This is a genomic window from Fervidicoccaceae archaeon (assembly GCA_038878695.1).
GTDB lineage: Archaea > Thermoproteota > Thermoprotei_A > Sulfolobales > Fervidicoccaceae > JAVZVD01.
The window spans coordinates 287,428-307,100 of sequence record JAVZVD010000001.1; the positions used below are offsets into that span (position 1 = coordinate 287,428).

The 19,673-nt window shown below is 53.6% G+C and carries 20 protein-coding genes and 1 tRNA gene; 17 read left to right on the forward strand and 4 right to left on the reverse strand.

Annotated features, from left to right (window positions below):
- Positions 1-40: 40 nt before the first annotated feature.
- From QXU97_01635 to QXU97_01665, 7 genes are all read left to right on the forward strand, one after another.
- Positions 41-1,138, forward strand: coding sequence for a tyrosine--tRNA ligase (locus tag QXU97_01635; protein ID MEM4035308.1), 1,098 nt, complete (start codon positions 41-43; stop codon positions 1,136-1,138).
- A 152-nt stretch (positions 1,139-1,290) separates the two neighbouring features.
- The gene (dnaG, locus tag QXU97_01640; GenBank protein MEM4035309.1) at positions 1,291-2,469 is read left to right on the forward strand and encodes a DNA primase DnaG; all 1,179 of its coding nucleotides are present in this window, start codon (positions 1,291-1,293) and stop codon (positions 2,467-2,469) included.
- A gap of 17 nt (positions 2,470-2,486) precedes the next feature.
- Complete coding sequence (tmk, locus tag QXU97_01645) at positions 2,487-3,143, forward strand: dTMP kinase (GenBank protein ID MEM4035310.1); 657 nt, start codon at positions 2,487-2,489, stop codon at positions 3,141-3,143.
- A gap of 18 nt (positions 3,144-3,161) precedes the next feature.
- Entirely contained in the window at positions 3,162-4,403 is a 1,242-nt protein-coding gene (locus QXU97_01650; protein MEM4035311.1) for a M20 family metallopeptidase, read from the forward strand.
- 71 nt (positions 4,404-4,474) lie between these two features.
- Positions 4,475-5,326, forward strand: a complete 852-nt coding sequence (locus QXU97_01655) for an NAD+ synthase (GenBank protein ID MEM4035312.1) — start codon at positions 4,475-4,477, stop codon at positions 5,324-5,326.
- Positions 5,327-5,328: 2 nt separating this feature from the next.
- Complete coding sequence (locus tag QXU97_01660) at positions 5,329-6,189, forward strand: TatD family hydrolase (GenBank protein MEM4035313.1); 861 nt, start codon at positions 5,329-5,331, stop codon at positions 6,187-6,189.
- A gap of 36 nt (positions 6,190-6,225) precedes the next feature.
- Positions 6,226-7,344 (forward strand): Xaa-Pro peptidase family protein, encoded by a 1,119-nt coding sequence (locus QXU97_01665; GenBank protein ID MEM4035314.1) that lies wholly within the window; start codon positions 6,226-6,228, stop codon positions 7,342-7,344.
- A gap of 36 nt (positions 7,345-7,380) precedes the next feature.
- Here QXU97_01665 and QXU97_01670 read toward each other — a convergent pair whose 3' ends face one another.
- From QXU97_01670 to QXU97_01680, 3 genes are all read right to left on the reverse strand, one after another.
- Positions 7,381-7,737, reverse strand: a complete 357-nt coding sequence (locus QXU97_01670) for a hypothetical protein (protein ID MEM4035315.1) — start codon at positions 7,735-7,737, stop codon at positions 7,381-7,383.
- 468 nt (positions 7,738-8,205) lie between these two features.
- Complete coding sequence (locus tag QXU97_01675; protein ID MEM4035316.1) at positions 8,206-8,829, reverse strand: metallophosphoesterase family protein; 624 nt, start codon at positions 8,827-8,829, stop codon at positions 8,206-8,208.
- 20 nt (positions 8,830-8,849) lie between these two features.
- Positions 8,850-8,950, reverse strand: a tRNA-Leu gene (locus QXU97_01680).
- Positions 8,951-9,075: 125 nt separating this feature from the next.
- On the opposite strand from QXU97_01680, the gene QXU97_01685 reads away from it, so the two are divergent.
- Genes QXU97_01685 through QXU97_01720 form a run of 8 tightly spaced genes read left to right on the forward strand, consistent with a single transcriptional unit; the run spans position 9,076 to position 15,160 of the window.
- Entirely contained in the window at positions 9,076-10,206 is a 1,131-nt protein-coding gene (locus tag QXU97_01685; GenBank protein MEM4035317.1) for a DUF1512 domain-containing protein, read from the forward strand.
- A 49-nt stretch (positions 10,207-10,255) separates the two neighbouring features.
- Positions 10,256-10,711: a hypothetical protein gene (locus QXU97_01690; protein MEM4035318.1), complete on the forward strand. Its 456-nt coding sequence runs from the start codon at positions 10,256-10,258 to the stop codon at positions 10,709-10,711.
- A gap of 7 nt (positions 10,712-10,718) precedes the next feature.
- A complete protein-coding gene (locus QXU97_01695; protein ID MEM4035319.1) occupies positions 10,719-11,168 on the forward strand; it encodes a CBS domain-containing protein in 450 nt (149 codons plus the stop codon).
- A 26-nt stretch (positions 11,169-11,194) separates the two neighbouring features.
- On the forward strand, positions 11,195-11,995 hold the full coding sequence (locus tag QXU97_01700) for a CBS domain-containing protein (protein MEM4035320.1): 801 nt from the start codon (positions 11,195-11,197) through the stop codon (positions 11,993-11,995).
- Complete coding sequence (locus QXU97_01705) at positions 11,992-12,930, forward strand: CBS domain-containing protein (GenBank protein ID MEM4035321.1); 939 nt, start codon at positions 11,992-11,994, stop codon at positions 12,928-12,930. Before QXU97_01700 ends, QXU97_01705 begins: the two co-directional genes overlap by 4 nt.
- A 33-nt stretch (positions 12,931-12,963) precedes the next feature.
- Positions 12,964-13,779, forward strand: coding sequence for a CBS domain-containing protein (locus QXU97_01710; protein MEM4035322.1), 816 nt, complete (start codon positions 12,964-12,966; stop codon positions 13,777-13,779).
- Between the two features lie 24 nt (positions 13,780-13,803).
- The gene (locus QXU97_01715) at positions 13,804-14,625 is read left to right on the forward strand and encodes a CBS domain-containing protein (protein ID MEM4035323.1); all 822 of its coding nucleotides are present in this window, start codon (positions 13,804-13,806) and stop codon (positions 14,623-14,625) included.
- Positions 14,626-14,644: 19 nt separating this feature from the next.
- On the forward strand, positions 14,645-15,160 hold the full coding sequence (locus QXU97_01720) for a Mut7-C RNAse domain-containing protein (protein MEM4035324.1): 516 nt from the start codon (positions 14,645-14,647) through the stop codon (positions 15,158-15,160).
- On the opposite strand, the gene guaA is transcribed toward QXU97_01720, so the two are convergent.
- Positions 15,154-16,692 carry a glutamine-hydrolyzing GMP synthase gene (guaA, locus tag QXU97_01725; GenBank protein ID MEM4035325.1) on the reverse strand — a complete coding sequence of 513 codons (1,539 nt, stop codon included), beginning with the start codon at positions 16,690-16,692 and terminating at the stop codon, positions 15,154-15,156. The genes QXU97_01720 and guaA overlap by 7 nt on opposite strands.
- 174 nt (positions 16,693-16,866) lie before the next feature.
- On the opposite strand from guaA, the gene QXU97_01730 reads away from it, so the two are divergent.
- Complete coding sequence (locus QXU97_01730; protein ID MEM4035326.1) at positions 16,867-17,508, forward strand: TIGR00296 family protein; 642 nt, start codon at positions 16,867-16,869, stop codon at positions 17,506-17,508.
- 272 nt (positions 17,509-17,780) lie between these two features.
- The gene (locus QXU97_01735) at positions 17,781-19,616 is read left to right on the forward strand and encodes an ATP-dependent DNA ligase (GenBank protein MEM4035327.1); all 1,836 of its coding nucleotides are present in this window, start codon (positions 17,781-17,783) and stop codon (positions 19,614-19,616) included.
- The last annotated feature ends 57 nt before the right edge of the window (positions 19,617-19,673 follow it).

The following is a 19,673-nucleotide window of genomic DNA, read 5'->3' on the forward strand; positions in this document are numbered from 1 at the left end:
AAATGCTGCGAAGAGCGAAACGAGGGAGAGGCGAAGAAACTTGGACGTAGAAGAGACGCTGAGATTAATCATGAGGAACACCGTCGAGATAGTCACATTGGACGAATTGAAGTCAGCTTTGGAGACAGGCAAGAAGCTGCAGGGGTACTTGGGATATGAGCCGAGCGGGCTATTCCATATCGGTTGGATGATATGGGCCCTCAAGGTTAAGGACCTAATCGAGGCAGGAGTAGATTTCACACTCTTGGAGGCTACGTGGCACGCGTGGATAAACGACAAGCTCGGGGGGAACATGGAGCTCATACGCGAGGCTGCAGTCTACGTGAGGCACGCTCTCAGGGCGCTCGGTATTCCGACGGAGAGGTTAAGATTCGTTGACGCAGAGGAGCTCGTCTCCGATAAGTCGTACTGGGCCCTCTTGTTGCGAGTTGCTAAGAATACTACTCTTAAGCGAGCCAAGAGAGCCCTCACTATAATGGGTAGACGCGAGGACGAGGCCGAGCTTGACTCCTCGAAAATAATCTATCCCTTTATGCAGGTGACCGACATATTCTACATGGACTTAGATTTGGCTCTCGGTGGGATAGACCAACGAAAAGCCCACATGTTAGCTAGAGATCTCGCCGAGAAGATGGGAAGGAAAAAGGTGATAGCGATCCACACGCCTCTTCTAACTTCTCTCAGCGGCGCTGGCAGGGAGGAAGCGCTCAAGCTCCCGCTCGACGAACAAGCGGTCGAACTTAAGATGAGTAAGTCGAAGCCGGAGGGGGCTCTGCTGATCCACGACGGCCCTGATACAATAGAGAGGAAGTTGAGAGCAGCATACTGTCCCCCTAGACAAATAGAATTGAATCCTATAATAGAGATAAATAAATATATTCTGTTCCCTCAGAAAGGATTCCGTCTCCTCGTGGAGAGGCCCGAGAAATATGGAGGGACCGTGGAGTTTCACGAATTCGATGAGTTGGCGAGAGCCTACGCCGAGGGCCGGCTTCACCCAGCCGATCTGAAACAAGCCACCGCGGCGGCTCTCGCCGAGGTATTGTCGCCGGTTAGAAAATACTTCGAGTCTGTGGCTGAAGCTCGCGAAGCGGCTCTCAAAATCGCGGCGGCACTGGGGCTGAGAATTGATTTGTGAGGAGAGCTCATCTGGTAGAAGCTAAAGAAGAACGATCTCGCGGGTGGTAAGGGAAAAAAGCCGGCAGCAACAGAGAAGACCCCAAGCCGTTGGTGGACCCCTGCCATCAACGTGCGTTGAGGCGATATGGACACGTGACCGGGAGATAAGCCGTGAAGTACCTGATCCGGGCTCGTATAGAGATCGACGGAGTAGTGGATAAGCACGACGTGATAGGGGCGCTCTTCGGTCAAACCGAGGGTCTATTACCTGAGCTCGACCTACGAGAGCTCCAAGAGAAGGGTCGAGTGGGTAGGATACAAGTCGACATGAACGCTGAGGGAGGCAAAGTTAGGGGAGAAATAAAGGTTCCTTGTAATTTAGACAGAGTAGAGGTAGCATTAATAGCTGCTCTCTTAGAAACAATAGATAAAGTTGGACCATATTCTGCAAGAGTACAATTAATAAAAATATTAGATTTAAGATTGGAAAAATTGAAGAAAGCGCTAGAGAGAGCCAAAGAGATTCTCAGAACCTGGCACTTCGAGGAGATCCCCGAGATGAAAGAGTTGCTGAGAGAGCTCCAGAGCTCGGTGAAGTCGGCCGAGCTTGTAGAGTTTGGCCCTGAGAAGCTTCCAGCCGGCCCAGCTCTCGAGAAGAGTGATCTGATAATTATAGTCGAGGGACGCGCCGACGTCCTTAATCTGCTCAGGTGCGGCTACAACAACGTGGTAGCGGTCGAGGGAGCCAGAGGCTCCGTGCCAGATAGCTTGAGAGAGTTGGTGAAGAATAAGACCGTGGTGGCTTTCGTCGATGGAGACCACGCTGGAGACCTGATCGCGCGAGAGCTTATATCGACACTTAAGGTGGATTTTGTTACTAAGGCTCCTCAAGGCAAAGAAGTCGAGGAGCTAACATGTAAGGAGATAGCAAGATCTCTCGAGAAGAAAATCCAGGCGCAGCAGTTCTTAGAGGGCTTAGAGGAAAAGAAAGCAGTCAAGGAGGTCGCGACGACTCCGACAGGACCGCAGCAAGCGGCCATTTCTATAGAGATCCCACAGAAGGTGGTAGAAGAGGCAAAGGGGCTCGCCGGGACTCTGGAGAGCCTCATCTATGGGGCGGATTGGACTCTCGTGAAACGAGTCCCGGTCAGGGACCTACATCAGGAGCTCAAAGCGAGTGGAGAGGGCACAATTTCCGCGGTCATCTTTGACGGCATCGTGACTCAGAGAATAATCGACGTAGCCTCTGAGAAGAAGATCCCCCTAATAGTAGGCGCCAGAATCGGTAGCATAGAGAAGCGTGGGGAGGGCATAACTATACTAACACTACAAGACTTGATTGCTCAATAAAAATAGCGGCGACCTCGATGAGAGAGACTCGGGCTACTCCGAGGGCCCTCTACGTGGCGATAGAGGGCATAGACGGGGCTGGAAAGACTACGGTAGCCGTAGAGGTCTATAATAGGCTGGTCCTCTCGGGCGTGCGCTGCGCGCTCGTTAGCGAGCCCTACACGGATATCGTGACCCGCGTCTTCGAGCTGCTAGGTCGGTTGGATCCGTTGACCGAGGCTTATCTATTCGCCGCGGACCGCGTGGCTCTACATAGAGGTCCATTGAAGCGCTTGTTGGAGTCCCGGGAGGTCGTCTTAAGTGATAGGAGCTATGTCGCATCTCTCGCTTATCAAGTGGTACGCGGCGTACCTGAGGAGCTCGTGGAGAGCCTCAATACTCCCTGCTCGATTCCTGATCGCGTGTATCTACTTGATGTTCCAGTCGACGTGGCTCTCTCTAGGCTCGCATCTAGGCCGGTTGACGAGAGCCGAAAGAGGTTGCCCTATCTTGAGTCGCCTAAGACGCTCGAGGAGGTTCGGAAGAGGTATTTGGAGCTCGCTCTGCGCGGGATATTCGAGGCTATCGTGATAGACGCGACGAGGCCCGTGGAGATGGTCGCCAACGAGATAGCGACAGACATCGTTAAAACCCTGCGCTCGAAGAACTCACGTGCCGGGGATCGTCGAGGTTAAGAGCGCGGTGGACTGGCCGTGATAAGCGAAAGCCTCAGGAAAGAAGCGCTGAGCCTCCTTCTCGACCTCATCAGGGTGCCGACCGTTTCGCCGTTCGGCGAGGGCTATGAGGAAGCGATCAAAATACTACGGGAATTCCTCGATAGGTACTCAGTTGGTACCGAGATAATAAGAGTCCCCACCGACTATCAATCGCATCGCTGTGCCCACGTGAGCTCCAAGCCCAGGTATATTCTCCGCGGGTTCGTTGATGAGGGTGGAAGACTTTGGCTGCAGCTCAATGGTCACTACGATGTTGTACCAGGTGGCTCAGGTTGGACCAAGACCAGTCCTTTTGAGCCTCTCGTCGAGGGCGACAGGGTCTACGGCCGTGGTTCAACCGACATGAAGGGGGGGATAGTCTCCATGGCGCTCGCGCTGGTTTTGTACGCCGAAAGCGCGAGAAAAGCCGACTGCAGATTAGATGCCGTCTTCGTTCCCGACGAAGAAGTGGGAGGAGAATGTGGCACTGGCTACTACGTTGAGACGCTAAAGGCTAGGAAGCCGGACTACGTGATAATCGCGGAGCCTAGCAGCCCAAAATATATTTACATAGGTCACCGGGGCGTGCTCTGGGCTCGCGTCAAGGTGAGGGGCAAAAGCGCTCACGCATCGGTGCCTTGGCTTGGCGTCAACGCGTTCCTTGATGCAGCTAAGCTCGCCCTCTGGTTAGAAGAGAATTATGTTGCCACGATAGCATCGGTAAGGAGCTCGTACGAGTACGATGTACCAAACGCGGGGACTCCTACGGCTATGATAGGAGGAGAGGCTGGAGTTCCCGGTGGAAAGGTTAACCAGGTGCCCGGAGAGGCGTACTTCACCATCGATAGGAGACTTATAGTCGAAGAGAAGACCGAGGACGTCGCCGCCGAGCTCAGAGCGGCGGTAGCGACCGGCTCAAAGAGGCTCGGATTGAATGGCGATAGAGTAGAGCTGGAGATAGTCTCAGTGGCGGCTCCAGCGCTCGTACCGCGGGGCAACCCTCTATCGTTAGCGCTGATAGATGAGGCTGAGAAGAAAGGATTACCTAGGCCGAGAGAGGCGATCAGCGCCGGGGGGCTGGACTCGAGATATTATGTTGAGAAGGGGATACTCACCGTCGCCTATGGGCCGGGCGTGCATAAGCTCTCGCACTCGCCCGACGAATACGTGAACTTCGAGGAAGTGCTGAAGTTCTCCGAGATTTACGCTAGCCTGCCGGCCAAGCTCTCAGGATCGTGACACGAAGAAGGAGCTTAAGCTCCGAAACTCGAAGAGAATTACTACGCGAGAAACTCGAGGGTCGATGTAGAGTGGAAAAGAGGCTCAATTCGTCGGCGGTCCTTCGGGAGTTAATTGGTTCGATCAACTACAGACTAGCGATTGAGGAGATAACGTCGTGTCTCAAAGGCTACGTCGATTCCTCGGGCTCGTCCGGGCTCGTGATCGGCTTGAGCGGCGGACTCGATAGTAGTGTGGCAGCCGCGCTCGCAGTCCGAGCCGTCGGGCCGGAGCACGTGACCGCTCTCATAATGCCCGAGAAGGAGAGCCCAATCGGTGACGTCGAAGATGCTCTCGAAGTAGCGAGGAGTCTGCGTCTCAATTATCTCGTGCTAAATATAACAGGCCTCGTGGAGGAAACCCTCAAACTCTTCGGTAAAACCTACGAGACTTCGGAAGATAAAGCGAGGGGAAACGTGAAGGCCAGGCTGAGGATGGTCTGTCTCTACTATTACGCGAACGCCAACAACTATCTCGTGGTGGCTACGAGCAATAGAAGCGAGTTCCTTCTAGGCTATTTCACGAAGTGGGGCGATGGAAGCGGCGACATTTATCCTCTGCTCTCGCTCTACAAGTCTCAAGTAAGGCAGCTGGGCAGAGTTCTAGGCCTCCCTCATCGAGTGCTCGACAAGCCGAGTTCCCCGGCTCTGTGGCCGGGGCAGACAGCTCAACAGGAGCTGGGCCTATCTTATGACGTTATAGATGCAGCCCTGTACTTGCTCGTCGATAAGCAGATGTCGATTGGAGAGGTCTCGGCACTTCTCGGTCTAGAGGAGGGCGAAGTCTCTAGACTCTGGAGGAGAGTGCTAGAGAGCGAACATAAGAGGAGCCCGCTCAAGAGCTGCCCCCTTTCGTTCTCTAGAGTCCTCACCGAGGTCGACTGATCATGACCTCTCTCTTTGCTGATGCACATTGTCACTCTAACCCGGCCTCGGGTCTAGGAGCCGCGAGTATAGCTAGAAAATTTAAGTCGGTCGGCGGATGGTTTATCGCTCTAGTTTCTCTACCCTCGTGGTACTATGGGCTTAACTCCATCGAAGCTCTCCGGAGCTACGCCAGGGTAGCGGAAACGCACTTGAACGAGTGTAATAGAGCTCGAGAGAGCGGAGTCGAGGTGGCATGTTTCGTCGGCCTCCATCCGGCTGAGATAGACCGAGCCTTAGAATCTGCTAACTCATATGGGCAAGTCATTGAGCTCTGTGAGAACGCGGTGAAGCTGATCTTCAAGTTGTGTGAAAGGGGGGTTATAGATGGTGTTGGCGAAATTGGGCGACAACACTACAAGGCTCGCCCCGAAAATATAATCATAGCTCAGAAGCTCCTGGAGCGAGCTCTAGAGCTTGCCAGAGATAGTGGCTGTAAAGTTCAGCTCCACCTCGAGAACATCAAGGGGTTCACAGCTCAAGATCTAAGCGGTCTAATAAGTAGATTAAATGTGTCCATGGATCTCATTTTAGTGCACCACGCTAGCCCGACTCTCTCGTTGGAGTTGAGTAGTCGAGGCATATGGTCTACCGTCCCGGCTACACGTGAGGCTATAGCGCGGCTCGCCGAGAGCGGAGGAGCGCTAGTCATGCCGGAGAGCGATTTCCTCGATGACCCGAGAAGACCGGGTGCAGTTTTAGAGCCGTGGGCTATGGCCGAGAATTTCCGCTCGCTGCGTGAGCAGAGCTCCATCACGGATGAGATGCTGTACAAACTAAACGTGGACAATATCGTGAGATTTTTCGGCGTAAAACCTCCATGAGGCCGTAGCAGCTTATTGCGAGGGTCGCACGTCGCGATGAGCGAACAATGGAGAATCCCAGGCTCGACGAAGCTCAGCGAGCTGTTCGTAGAAGGGGAAATGGACCTGATTCTGATATTCGGAGAGGCGAATGTGTTTTACTTTACCGGCTACCGAGGCCCAGGCTTCCTCGCGTACGAGCCGGAGACCGAGACGCGCAGACTCTACGTCCCTCCTCTCGAGTACTGGAGAGCAGAGAATTCGGCGAAACGGAGCGGAACGGAGGTGGTCGCTTACGGTAAGATGCTATCTGCTGTCAAGCTACGAGACCTGGAGCTTTTCGAGCCCAAAGACCACAGAGAGCTCATCTCGAGCTTGATTGAAAAGCGCCGACGGATTGGCGCAACGTTATCGCACGTTAGCGGCGAGCTCCGAGAACTGTTAGGTGAGAGAGCCGAGAACATCGACCATCTAGTGAAAAGAGCCAGAGCCGTCAAGTCACGAGAGGAAATAGAGCTGATCAGAATCTCAGCGGAGAAGACCGAGAAGATACTCGCCGAGGTCCTCAGCGAGATAGGCTCCTCCACGACAATCGGGGAGTTAAAAGGCTCGATTTTGTACAAGATGTGGAAAGACGATCTCGAGGGCTCGGCCTTTGACCCCATAATAGCAGTGGAACCCGTTTCCGCCTACCCTCACGCGCCGACCACGTCGAGCGAGCGAGTAATGGGTCACAAGATCCTCCTCATCGATCTCGGCGGAATATATAGAGGCTATTGTGCTGATATTACGAGAACCATCTTGCTGAGTAGAAAACCCACCGAGTTCCGCCGAATGTTAGAAGTACTAGCACAAACAGTAGAAGAAGTCGTTGCCGAGATCCGAGCTGGGATGCCAGCAAGAGAGGCAGACATCTTAGCCAGACGAATGTTGGCTAGGTTTGGAATGGAGGAACTATTCGTCCACGGCTTAGGCCACGGCATCGGAGTCGAGGTACACGAGCATCCTTCGCTTTCGCCTGTCAGCGAAGATGTCCTCGAAGAAAACATGGTAATAACGGTGGAGCCCGGCGTATACCGTCGAGGCGAGTACGGGCTCAGATTAGAGAATATGGTTCAAATTGGACAAGAAGGCTCTCGCCAGCTCAACAGATTAGAATTACTCCTAGAACTCTAAAGTTCAGAATATAAGAAGACTCACAAACAGTCTAATTCAACTTTCATATATTTGAGCACGTCGGCGGTATTCTCCATAGTAACCCCAGCGCCCGCGCAACATGCGCTTGTACTCTAAGTCCTCTAACAGTTCGGGGGGCAAGACTTCAGGAGCAGCGAACGTATTCCTGTTCAGCTGGATTATCTTGCCTTCATTAACCAGCTGTCTCAAGGCACGTCTGAGCCTGTCCTCGCCTATAGACGCGCTGAAGTACTCGCGGAGCTTCTGCCAAGCAATGGGCTTACCCTCGCTCCTAAAGCGCTCGAGCAGGAGCTCCGGTATCTCGTCGTCGTGGGGACCCATTTCTACGAGTATCTCGTCGTCCTCGTAGATCACCCTCGACTGCCTCTTCACGGCGTCTCGCACCCTGTTTTTGTCTTGCCCTGCTCTCTGGAGCGAATTTTGTCGCCTAGTTTAAAATGTTTTCCCTCGGGTATATAGTAGATACTTAGATACATCTGAGACACGATGAAGGCATCTATTTATTTTTGTTGCTTAATAGGAACATATATCGGATCTCGTTTACCTGAAGCATATAGTTTTACTATTCCTCGAGACGCTAGTTCTCGAAGAAGCTTCCTACTGACGCTTATAGGCACCTCGAGTTTCTGCGAGAGAGAGTAGGGCGTAACGTAGCGCATGTTCTGCGCGACACTTGCGGCCTTATCTAAGAGAGCGTGTGTCACGTCAGTTTTAGGCTGAAGAGCAGAGATAGGGGTCTTTGTCTGTCCTTTCTTCGTCCTGTCTTTCTCCTCCCTTTTGGAGGAGCTCATCTCAAACGTTACCTCCGCTGTTGAGTTGCTGCAGAGCTTTTATTTTTCGCTAGATCCTCTCCCATAACCTCAGTATCTCGGCACTTCTCTTCTCCACATCGATAAGCGCGTAATAACCGTATCTCAGAGGCCCCGCATTTACTGCGAGCGTTTTTCCTATGAATTCACTACCTGGAGCCTCGTGAATATGTCCGTGCATGCTGACAACGGGCTCGAACTCCTCTATGAAGTGGCGCAACTCCTTCGAGCCTGCGTGGATGCGACCCAGAGCCAAATCTATCTTCTCGGCTCTAGGTGGGAAGTGAGAAAGGACAATTAGCCTCCCTTCGAGAGAACCAGCGTACTCTCTGAGTTTACGGGACAAGGCCTCGAGAGAAGCCCTGAAGCCTAGCGCTCCAATTCCGCAAACGACGTACCCCTTCAGCTCTACCAGTTTAGTATTGACGCTGAGGCCTCTCTCATCGAATTTTTTGACAAGGCCTACGTCGTCCATATTACCCGACACATAAACGAGCGAGGGGCCTAGCTTCGTCAGAATATCTATGAGTTCTTCGTTGCACTCGACGTCTCCTGTCACTGTTATTAAGTCGAGCGGGAGCCCGCTGACGCGCTCGAGTAGAGCCTCGAGGGCCTCGTAGCTGCAGTGTATGTCCGACACGTGCAGAATCTTCAATCAATGCCTCCTCGCGGAAGTGGTGCGGGGGCGGGGATTTGAACCCCGGACGGCCTGCGCCAGCGGATGTCCCCCAAGCAACTTGAGTCCGCCCCCTTAGCCCAGGCTCGGGCACCCCCGCCTAGCCTTCTCTATCGGATGAAAGTTTTTTAAGCTTCTTTAGGCGGAGGAGCTGGTTCGAATCCGACGAACGAGCTCGGGTTAACTCATAAGCCCTGAGTGTGCTAATAAACTCGAGCTCGACGGGTGACGTTCGGAGCTGAACTAGGTGTGCCCTCCACGTCTACGGTCACAGACTGGGTCACTGCCGTGTCACAGTTGGTCTTCACGTTAGTATTTCTTATGCTGCTCTTCGGCTTTAATCAAAGGATCCAGGTCTACATGTGGTCAAGAAGCATTCGCTCAAAGCTGGCCGTACTCGAGGACCTGGCTCGAGATGGCAAGAGCAAAGTGATAGATTTCTTGAAAAGCTTGGGAGCCGATAGAGCGGAAGAGCTCACGAACAAGTTCATCGATTATTTCGTGATAGAGCCCGTCGATATCGAACCGATAGATATCATCAAGCGTCTCGATCACATACTGCGAGTCAGAGAGCTGAGACTCGAGGAAGTGATTAGAGAGCACCTGCGAGGTATCAACGAGAGCCTCAGGAGCTTGGCGTACTCGTCTCTCGAGATAGTCCTCGCACTGCATTTCATTTTCAAATACGTGAGGCATCTCCTCCTGACAGGACAAAAGACCAATAATTGGGTTCTCATCATGCAGCTCGAGATGTTGATGCCAACGATATTACGCCAAGCTCAGACCTACAGAAGGGCTCTCGACGTCTTCATGGAGGGTAAGCCTATAGGCGACGGCATAGGCCCATTAGTAGCGTTCAATCTAGTGAGATTCGCCGAGAGAAAAGAGCTTGTCAAGGACACGGTATTCTCCGAGGTGGAGCTCGAGGGCAGAAAGCTCTACGTTGTGAAAGCTAAGGGACCTGATAGCAACGTGGGTCATCCGGGTGAGGCCGTCGAGAAGCTAGTCAATATGCTTATTCAACAGAATCAGAGCATCGGAATGATAATCACAATCGACGCGGCGCTCAAGCTCGAGGGAGAAGAGACGGGGAGCATAGCCGAGGGCGTCGGAGCGGCGATAGGAGACCCGGGCCCCGAGAAGATCAGAATAGAGCGCGTCGCCGCTGCTCACAACATTCCGCTACACGCTATCGTGATCAAGATGAGCATGGAAGAGGCTGTGCTCGAGATTAGTAAGGAGATAGCTCAGGCGGCGCAATCGGTCACGGAGCGCGTTCGAGAGCTCGTCCGAAGATGTCAGCCGGGCTCCTCGGTAATAATCGTGGGAATAGGCAACACCATGGGAATAGTTTAACTTTAATGTGCTTCCCTGAGTTAATGATGACATTAGAGGATGGCACAAAGTGGAGTTAGCCTCGCTCCTCCAACTTGGGAACGAGCAGAGAGGTCTGTTGCCGCCGGCTTTCCAAAGCATCTTTATGTTGCTGATGCTTGCGTCGGTGCTTACGTTGATGTATTATTCCATGATGAAGAGAGCAGAAGTTCCTAAGGGGCTCGCGGCACGCAAGACTATAGTCGTGATCGGTTGCTCTAACTGTGACTATAACGAGTCGCGTGACTTCTCTCGCGGGGATTATATTGGAAAGGACCTAGGCCCCTGCCCCAAGTGTTCCAATGGTAGAGCATACGTGAAGCTCATGTACTCCGAACCAGTGGAGGAGAAGGATCGTCGCAAAGGCATAAAGGGGCCTCAGCGTGCCCAGACCTCGGGGGCTAGACCGGGGCCCGCCACCGCGGCTGTCACTTATTCGTTGGCGATCCCCGCTCCTAAGCTAGGCGAAGCGCTTCCCGAGAGGTAGACTTCTCATGAACAGAGCGTTCGAGAGCGCTCTCACCGTGAGAGACATCATGACCGTCGATGTTAAAACTGCTTCTCCCGACGCCAGAGTCTCTGACGTAGTTCGGATAATGATCGAGAACGAGATAGGTAGTGTTGTGATAGTAGGTGATAAGAGGGAGGTCTTAGGCATAATCACGGAGAGAGACCTCATCAGGCGTGTATTGGCGAGAGGCCTAGACCCCAAAGCAGTGAAGGCCGAGGAGATAATGAGCAGACCCGTTATTACGATAGAGCCCGACGCCTCTGTAGAGGAAGCGGCTAATTTGATGAAGGAGAAAGGAGTGGGACATCTGCCTGTAGTCGAGAGCGGCAGGCTCGTCGGCATAATAGCAGAGGGCGATATTTTGATGTTGGCACCTCAGTTCCTCGAGATCGTGCGCATCAGAGCGAAGAGGAGGAGGCGCGGCACTCTTTGAGAGGTTTAGGCCCGGTCTCCTCCTATATGTTTACGCGCTTCCCTACAGTCACCCCCGACGATACGCTTACGCGCATTAGAGCGCTCATGCGAGAGACAGGTTGGCGTATCGTGCCTGTCGTGAGCGACGCGAACTCGCTAAGACTTTTAGGAATCATCTATAGAGCCGACTTGCTCGTGGTGAGCTCGACGAGGAGCAACGCTAAGGCCAACAACGTGATGAACCCCCCCAAAATAACACTGAGACCACAGGATGAGGTTCTCGATGCACTAGATTTAATGCTGCGTTCAGACGAGTGGTATTCGCCCGTAGTATCGGAGAGGGAGAAGATCTCTGGAGTACTAGGACTGGAGTGCGTCAATTGCGCTGTAGTCGCTAGCAAGTCGCAAATACTCGAGAAGCCCGTGGAGCGCTATATGTCGAGGGACCTCATAGTTGTCGAGCCACGTGACGAGGTAGCTAAGGCGTGGAGATTGATGAGAGAGCACAGGTACTCCGGGCTCCCCGTGGTAAAGCCCAACGGTGAAATAGTGGGGGTGCTCACTCAATATGATCTGCTTAGAAGGGGTTCGGCCAGGCCTGTTATAGAATCTGAGTCCTCGCCCAGGAGGACGCTAGTGGGCTACTATATGAGCACACCACCCGTATGTGTACCGAGGGATTCGAGCATGCTAGAGGCCGCTAAGCTGATGTGCGAAAGAGACATTGGTAGGGTCTTCGTAGTGGACTTCAACAAGAAGTTAATCGGCGTGGTAGACAGAGAAGACGTCGCTAGATGCATTTTGGAACACTTCGTTAGCGAACATAAAGGCGCTCGCTCTCGGTGAGTAAGGCTATGGGGCTCCCGAGAAGGCCTCGTTTCGAGGCCCATAGATGGCTCCGTAGCAACGGCAAGCCCAGCTTCTCGAGTCGACTCCATGAAAAGATGCCCGAGCTGAAGCTTGTGACCTCAACTCCCCCGATCACGGGGACTCTCACCATGAAAATGATCGATGCGGCGAAGCGTATGTGCGAACATCGAGTTAGGAGCTTGGTATTAGTTGAGCGCGGCGGCAGATATGCGGGCATGCTCTTGGTAGACCACATCCTGAGTTTGTTAGGAGGAGGCGAGCTTTACGATGTCGTGGTCGGCGTACTGGGCAGCGACCTATATTCCACGGTCAATATCGCTGTGAGCGAAATAGCAGACTTAGATTACCCCTATCTCAGACTCGACGCGTCAATAGACGAAGTTCTACGCACATTGATAGAAAAAGACCTAAGCATAATCCCCATACTACGTAAAAAGAGCGAGGCCGTGTATGGTGTAGTTAGTGAGCACGATCTTGTGAGACCGCTTGCCGGGAGCGTCATTGGCATTAAGGTATCTGAAGTGATATCCCCGCTAATGACGCTGGAGGAGTCGGCGCCTCTTATCGAGGCAGTGAGAAAGATGACAAGGACGAGGCTCCGTAGGATATTCCTAGCGGACGCCTCCGGAAACATTACATCTATTCTCGAGGCAGATGCGGTTTGTTGCTACATTTCGTCTCGCGCGGCTTTCCGAGAGACAAAGAAAGGCTATATAGAGGAGCTCCTCATGATTGAGTCAGCGCGTCTCGCCAGCTCGTCTCGCATACGGACGGTGGATCCACGCGAAGACGTAGGAGCAGCTATCTCGAAAATTATCGAGGACAACGTAGGCGCGCTTCTCGTGATCGAGAACAGCAAGGCGGTGGGAGCTATCACAGCACGCGACGCTCTCTACGCCCTATTAAGTTGAGGTGAAAGTTTGGTCTCCAAAGTAAGCGAATATATGAGCTCTCCGGTGGTGGCCATAGCGCCCGGTGAGAGCCTGGCTCGCGCTAGAAATCTCATGTTGCGTTACAAGATAAATCGCGTCGTAGTAGAGGATCGAGGAAGGCCTTTAGGCGTCCTGACCTCCACGGACCTCGTCCGCGCTATGCTCAACCCGTCGCTGTCGCGCAAAGCATTCGACGAGATCCCGGCGAAGGCTGTCATGTCATCACCAGTTATCACGGTGAGCGAGAAGACGGATGTGAGATATGCGGCTAGGCTCATGTTGAAGAACAACGTAGGGACTCTCCCCGTAGTGGACCAAGAAGGGAAACTAGTCGGCATATTCACAAGGACCGACGCCGTTAAGGCTTACGCCGACGGCGAGGGCGAGGTGAAACAGGTTATCGAGGTGGCGGACCGCTCCCCCCCAACGGTCTCACCTTTCCATTCTATTTATAGGGTCCTTGAAGCGATGGAAGAGAAGCCCTACCACAAAGTTGTAGTCATTGAAGGGCGCAAGCCGCTTGGCGTGATAGCCAAGCGCGACGTCCTCTTTCTAGACCTCCGCTCGTTCACAAGCGGTCCGAGCTACCTCAAGCGCGAAACGCCACTAGAGAAGGGGCGCACCGGTGGACTCAGAATTTACCTAATCCCATTAGCGATCGATCTCATGAGCGAGAGCGTGATAACGGCCCTGCTCGACGAGGACACGAGAAATGCTTCTAGGAGAATGATCGAGAAAGGCGTGGGATGTCTGCCTATCGTTAAGGGAGAAGAACTAGTTGGACTATTTACGAAGCACGACGTGCTTAGACTCCTAGTCGCGAGTTAACTACGAGAAGCCGGGGCTCCTAAGATGCTGAGCCAACAACTGGCCAATAAAGCCTCCGTGAGGGTAGGAGAATTGGCTCGACATAGATTCCCCGTAGTAGATAAGGATCACAGCGTGAGCGAGGCTCTTCGGGCTATGCGGAGAAATCAGTCCGATGTGGTCCTCGTGGTTGAAGAGGGCAAACCCCTCGGCATCTTCGCAAGCGAGGTCCTGCTCGAGAAGCTCCTAACCGAAAGGACTAGGTTAGCGACAGTCTCAGGTCTACACGTGTCGAGTTTCGTAAGTAGCAACATCCACACTATAAGCGAGAGCGAAACCGTCACGATTGCGGCTAAAATTATGTTAGAGAAGAAGGCGATCTCGCTCTTAGTGAGCGGCGATCCTCTCAGACTCCTCAGCAGGAGGGATCTGGCTCGACTCTTCGTAGGAGTCACGGATATAACCGTTCGAGATCTTATGTCGCCGGCGATCTACATCGCGAGGTACGGCGAGAGGCTTGTGCACCTCAGACGGATCATGATAGAGAAGAGACTCGATACAGTCCCCGTCTATGGTCCAAGAGGGGAGCTAGTCGGCTTGATCAGCGTAGACGACATAGCTTGGGCTTTCGTGTTTTATCATGAGGAATTGCCCGAGAGGAGCAGGAAGAGGGCCAGGCGAGAGCTGCGAGTGGAAGATTGCCCGCTCGAGGGGCCCTTAACGGTCTCCCCGGAAGACCCTGCGAGCGAAGCCGCTAAGCTCTTAGTAGAACGCGGAGCACGAGGAGTGCTCGTAGTCGAGAGCTCGAAGCCCGTTGGGATCCTCGGTGTCGATGAGTTCGTCAAAGCGTTAGCTCTCTATGCGTGATGCTCCCCGAGATGTCGATATGTCAGCGGATCCCAAGAAGAGCTACCATCTCAAATTCGCGGTTGATGCTATGTTGGGTAATCTGGCAAGGTACTTGAGGATGCTAGGCTACGACACCGTCTACTCAACGAATTTAGAGGACGCCCAACTCTTGGAGCTCTGCCAAGCCGAGGGCAGAATACTAGTGACCGGCGACAGAGTCCTGGCGGCTACGGCTCGACGCATGGACTGCAAGGTCCTCCTTTTAGAGCCCGAGGACTCCGCGCGCCTCCCGAGAGCTTTGGGCAAAGTGGCTGAGGCTTTCTCGCTCAGGTTGAAGATTGACCCGGAGCACAGTAGATGCCCTCTTTGCAATTCTGTTCTTAGAAGAGCCGATATCGATGAAGTGAAAGCGGCCGGCTTGACTCCTGGGAAAGGAGCGTTGAAGTGCGATAATTGCGGCAATATCTATTGGGCCGGGGGACACTGGAGGACCATAAAAGCCGTGTTAGAAGAAGCCGAGAGACTTCAGAGAACGCCTGAGAGGGATCACTGAGCTTCTATCGTCGAGGGGGGTTTAGATGTCACAGCATATGCTACCATGGTTATCTCCGGTATCTCGCTTGTGAGCCTCACCGAGATCTTCTCTAAGACCTCATAGGGTAGTCTCGCCCAATCGGCCGTCATGCCGTCTTCGCTCTCGACAGCCCTTACGATGAGCACATAACCCTCTCTCCTGGAATCACCGGTTACGCCGACCCACCTGCTCTCCGTTAAAACGGGGAAAGCTTGCCACAGCTTATCGTAAAGGCCAGCTTTTTTGATTTCCTCATCTATTATCAACGACGCCTTCCTGACTATGCTTAGCTTCTCTCTAGTGACTTCGCCAATTATCCTGACCGCGAGGCCGGGCCCTGGGAAGGGATGTCTCCTCAAAATTTCCTCTGGAATGCCGATAGATCTGCCGATCTCCCTTACCTCGTCTTTGTAAAATTCTCTTAAGGGCTCGATCAGCTTCAAGCCTAGATCGCTAGGCAGACCCCCCACGTTGTGGTGCGTCTTTATCTTAGCCGAGTGAGGCCTTGAACCGCTCTCTACAATATCGGGGTAAGTCGTACCTTGAGCTAACCACTTTATGCTGGGGTCTCTCTCTATGATCTTCCTGAATACGTCAGCGAATAGCTTTCCGATGATTTTCCTCTTCTCCTCCGCGTCCGATACTCCCTCTAGAGACCTCACAAAGAGCTCGGACGCGTCGACGTAGAGGGGCTCTATCCCGACGCTTTTGAGGTTGTTAATGACCTCCTCGACTTCGCCCTCTCTCATCAGGCCGTGATTTACGAAGACAGCGACGAGCCTATCTCCCAAGGCTCTCTTGATGAGTACGGCCGTAACTGTCGAGTCCACGCCACCGCTCACGGCGCACAAGACTTTCCCATCGTCGCCTACGGTCTCGCGTATCTCTCTAATTATCCTCTCCACCATGTCGCCGGCTCTCCAGCTCCTCTCCGCGCCCGTGATCTGAAGGAAGTTGTCCAATATGGTCTTGCCTCTTCTGGTATGGGAAACCTCGGGGTGAAACTGGAGACCGTATACAGGCCTATCTTTTAACCTGAACGCTGCCACGTATCCCGTATCCACGGATACGGCCAGGATCCCCGCATTGGTGGGAACCTTCTCGACGTAATCGCGGTGACTCATCCAGACCTCTTCCACCTCCTCGAGACCTTTCAGCAGAGGATCCATCGCGACTAACCTCACTCTGGTTCTTCCGTACTCACCTCTACCTCTAGCCACCGAGCCTCCAAGCATCTGTGCCAGGAGCTGGTGCCCGTAGCATATGCCGAGAATTGGGACTCCTAGTTCCAGGATCCACCCAGGAGCCTTTGGAGAGTCTTCCTCGAGAACGCTCGAGGGCCCACCAGAGAGAATGATACCTTTGGGCTTCAATTCCTCAACGAGCTCTCTCGATAGGTCCCTCAGAGGCACTATTTCGCTGTAAACTCCGAGCTCTCTGATCCTCCTGGCTATGAGGTGAGAGTATTGTCCTCCGAAATCTACGACGAGAACCTTATCTCGTCGATCCATTGGAGACCCCCCTTCTACGCGCGCTTCCGATGTGCACGGAATAAAATCTTCGTATCGAGCCACCCCTCTAGGCGCTCATTTCATCTGAGACGCGAGAGGAGGCGATACGAGGCTCCCCGGGTCGATCTAAGAATTTAATGCCGAAAGGTGGGGAAGAGTGAGAGAGAAGCCGAATTGGTCGAGAGACCTCTCGACCCAGAGGAACTCACACTCGAGGAGGGCGCGTACCTCGTTAAAGTAGCTAGACAGGTCGTGGAGCGATTTTTCCTAGGGGAGAGGCCTAAACTCGAGCGCGGGCCAGAGAAATTGCGAAGGCCCGGGGCGGCTTTCGTCACCATAGAGAAGTTGAGTAAGCGGGGGAAAGAGTTGAGGGGCTGCGTGGGGTTTGTGGAGCCCGCGAGGCCTCTCGAAGATGCGGTAACAGAGGCGGCCCTTGCCGCGGCCTTCGAGGATCCTAGGTTCCCTCCTCTCAAGTTCAGCGAGCTGCCTCTCTCGGTGTTCGAGGTGACAGTTTTATCTAGACTCTCCATTCTGCCCGGTGAGCCGGAAGAGAGACCCAAAAAAGTTGAGGTCGGTCGAATGGGGCTAGTCGTGAAGCACGGAATATTTTCGGGCCTTCTCTTGCCCCAGGTCCCAGTAGAGCACGGCTGGGATGCCGAGACATTCCTCTCGTATACGTGCCTTAAGGCCGGTATGAGAGCAGATTGTTGGAAGAGACGCGAGGTCGAGGTGTACTACTTCACTGGTCGCATCTTCGCGGAAAAAGAGCCCGGAGGCGACGTGGAGGAGAGGATCTTGCGAACAACTTCAGAATAACTCTGATCATTCATCCGCATCAGCGTCATCCTTGCCGGCTCTCATCACGAGCCTCTGCGGCCCTCTATTCGCCCTCGCGGTCTCAATCGCGCTATCAGCAGTAGACTGTCTCGTAGAGGGCAATAATATAAACCATTCACCACAGGCCATCGTGACTTCGTGGTGCTGTCAGAGCGACACGTCGCGTCGAAGACGGACACGTCTCAGCTCTACGGCCAAAGGGGGAGCTTTTTTTGATTCTACCTCCACCATATAGTTGCTCTGGTGGGACATTGGACTTCAAGCTCATAGCAGAGACCCTCGATATGTTAGAGAAGACCTCGTCGAGGATAGCCTCTACAAACATCCTCGTCGAGCTCTTCAGGAAAACGCCCGCTCCTCTCATCGATAAAGTCGTGTACTTCCTACAAGGTAAGCTGTGGCCCGAGTGGAGAGGGCTCCCGGAGCTCGGCCTCGGCGAGAAGCTTATAATTAAGGCGATATCGCTCGCGCTGAACATCAAGGAGCAACAGGTTGTGGAGTTCTATAAGCGAGAGGGCGATCTCGGTAAAGTGACGGAGCAGCTCATGCGAATGAAGCCCTCGACCACGGCTAGGGGCTTAGCGGCATTTATCGAGTCGGCGGCTAGAGCGAAGCTCGACGTCGCCAGGGTCTACGATATTCTGGCGAGGATCGCCCTAGCTCAGGGGGAGGGAAGCAGGGATCTTAAGCTGAGGTTGTTAGCTGGGCTCCTAAAGGATTCGGAACCCATCGAGGCTAGATTCATCGTTAGATTCGTTGAAGGGCGACATAGGGTGGGAGTTGGCGATATGACGATAATCGACGCTCTGGCTCTCGCTTACGCCGGGGGCTCTGATCCGGCGATCATTGAGAGAGCTTATAATCTGAGGGCCGACTTGGGGGCCGTGGCCAAGTTGCTTGTAGAGCGGGGGATCGAGGCTCTACTAGCTGTAACGCCACAGGTGGGCGTGCCTGTAAAGCCGATGCTCGCCGAGAGGCACAAAGATCCTAAAGAAATGTTGAGTAAGGTAGGCGGTAGAGCCTTCGTCGAGCTCAAATACGATGGCGAGAGAGCGCAGATACACAAAAGCAGCGACGGGTCTGTAATCTTATTCTCGCGAAGGATGGAGAACATAACGGGCATGTTCCCCGATGTAGTAGAGGCAGTACGTGAGGCCTTAGTGTGTAAAGAAGCCATAGTGGAGGGGGAAATAGTAGCCGTGGACCCCGAGACCGGTGACATGAGGCCCTTCCAACAGCTCATGACGAGGAAGAGAAAACACGATGTTCAGAGAGCAATGAAGGAGGTCCCCGTGAAACTGTTCCTATTCGACGCGATATACTGCGATGGCCAGGACCTCACGACGAGGCCTCTCCCAGAGCGCAGGGAGATCTTGGAGAGCATAGTGCGCGAGAGCGAGAGCGTCAAGCTCTCGGAGTACATCGTTGTGGAGAACGCAGAAGAGCTCGAGAGATTCTTCATGAAAGCAGTAGAAAGCGGCGCTGAGGGTGTGATGGTGAAGGCCGTTCATGCGAAAAGCGTCTACCAGGCGGGGAGCAGAGGCTGGCTCTGGATTAAATACAAGAGAGATTATAGGAGCGAGATGATAGACACAGTCGATCTCGTAGTCGTCGGGGCGTTCTACGGGCGTGGCAAGAGGGCGGGTAAGCTTAGCACGCTCCTAATGGCCGCTTACGATGCCGAGGAAGACGTTTATAAGACCGTCTGCAAGGTCGGTACAGGCTTCACCGATGAAGACTTAGCTAGGATGGAGAGCGTGCTAGGCCCCTATATAGTCCGCGAGAAGCCTCCACGCGTCGTAAGCGACTTGGTCCCCGACGTTTGGGTCGAGCCTGTCCTCGTGGCCGAGATAATCGGGGCTGAGCTCACGCTAAGCCCTACGCACACTTGCGGGCGGGACCGCGTGGGAGAGGGAACTGGTATAAGCATCAGGTTTCCGAGATTTCTACGTTGGCGCGATGATAAAAGGGCCGAGGACGCTACCACGTGTAGGGAACTCGTTGAGATGTATAGGTCTCAGTTGAGAAAGGTCGAGGAGGAGCCTATAACGGCGGCAGAGGCCTCGACGCTCGAGAGACCCGAATAAAATTTTGCGCTCACGCGCTTCGACGAGGAGATCCCAAACAAGGTGTTCGATAACACG

Bases quoted from the DNA above. Each gene is read 5' to 3' on its own strand.
- QXU97_01660 (MEM4035313.1), top strand. From the start codon at position 5,329: ATGACCTCTCTCTTTGCTGATGCACATTGTCACTCTAACCCGGCCTCG.
- guaA (MEM4035325.1), bottom strand. From the start codon at position 16,692: ATGGATCGACGAGATAAGGTTCTCGTCGTAGATTTCGGAGGACAATAC.
- QXU97_01665 (MEM4035314.1), top strand. From the start codon at position 6,226: ATGAGCGAACAATGGAGAATCCCAGGCTCGACGAAGCTCAGCGAGCTG.
- QXU97_01710 (MEM4035322.1), top strand. From the start codon at position 12,964: ATGAGCTCTCCGGTGGTGGCCATAGCGCCCGGTGAGAGCCTGGCTCGC.
- QXU97_01715 (MEM4035323.1), top strand. From the start codon at position 13,804: ATGCTGAGCCAACAACTGGCCAATAAAGCCTCCGTGAGGGTAGGAGAA.
- tmk (MEM4035310.1), top strand. From the start codon at position 2,487: ATGAGAGAGACTCGGGCTACTCCGAGGGCCCTCTACGTGGCGATAGAG.
- QXU97_01700 (MEM4035320.1), top strand. From the start codon at position 11,195: ATGTTTACGCGCTTCCCTACAGTCACCCCCGACGATACGCTTACGCGC.
- QXU97_01695 (MEM4035319.1), top strand. From the start codon at position 10,719: ATGAACAGAGCGTTCGAGAGCGCTCTCACCGTGAGAGACATCATGACC.
- QXU97_01720 (MEM4035324.1), top strand. From the start codon at position 14,645: ATGTCAGCGGATCCCAAGAAGAGCTACCATCTCAAATTCGCGGTTGAT.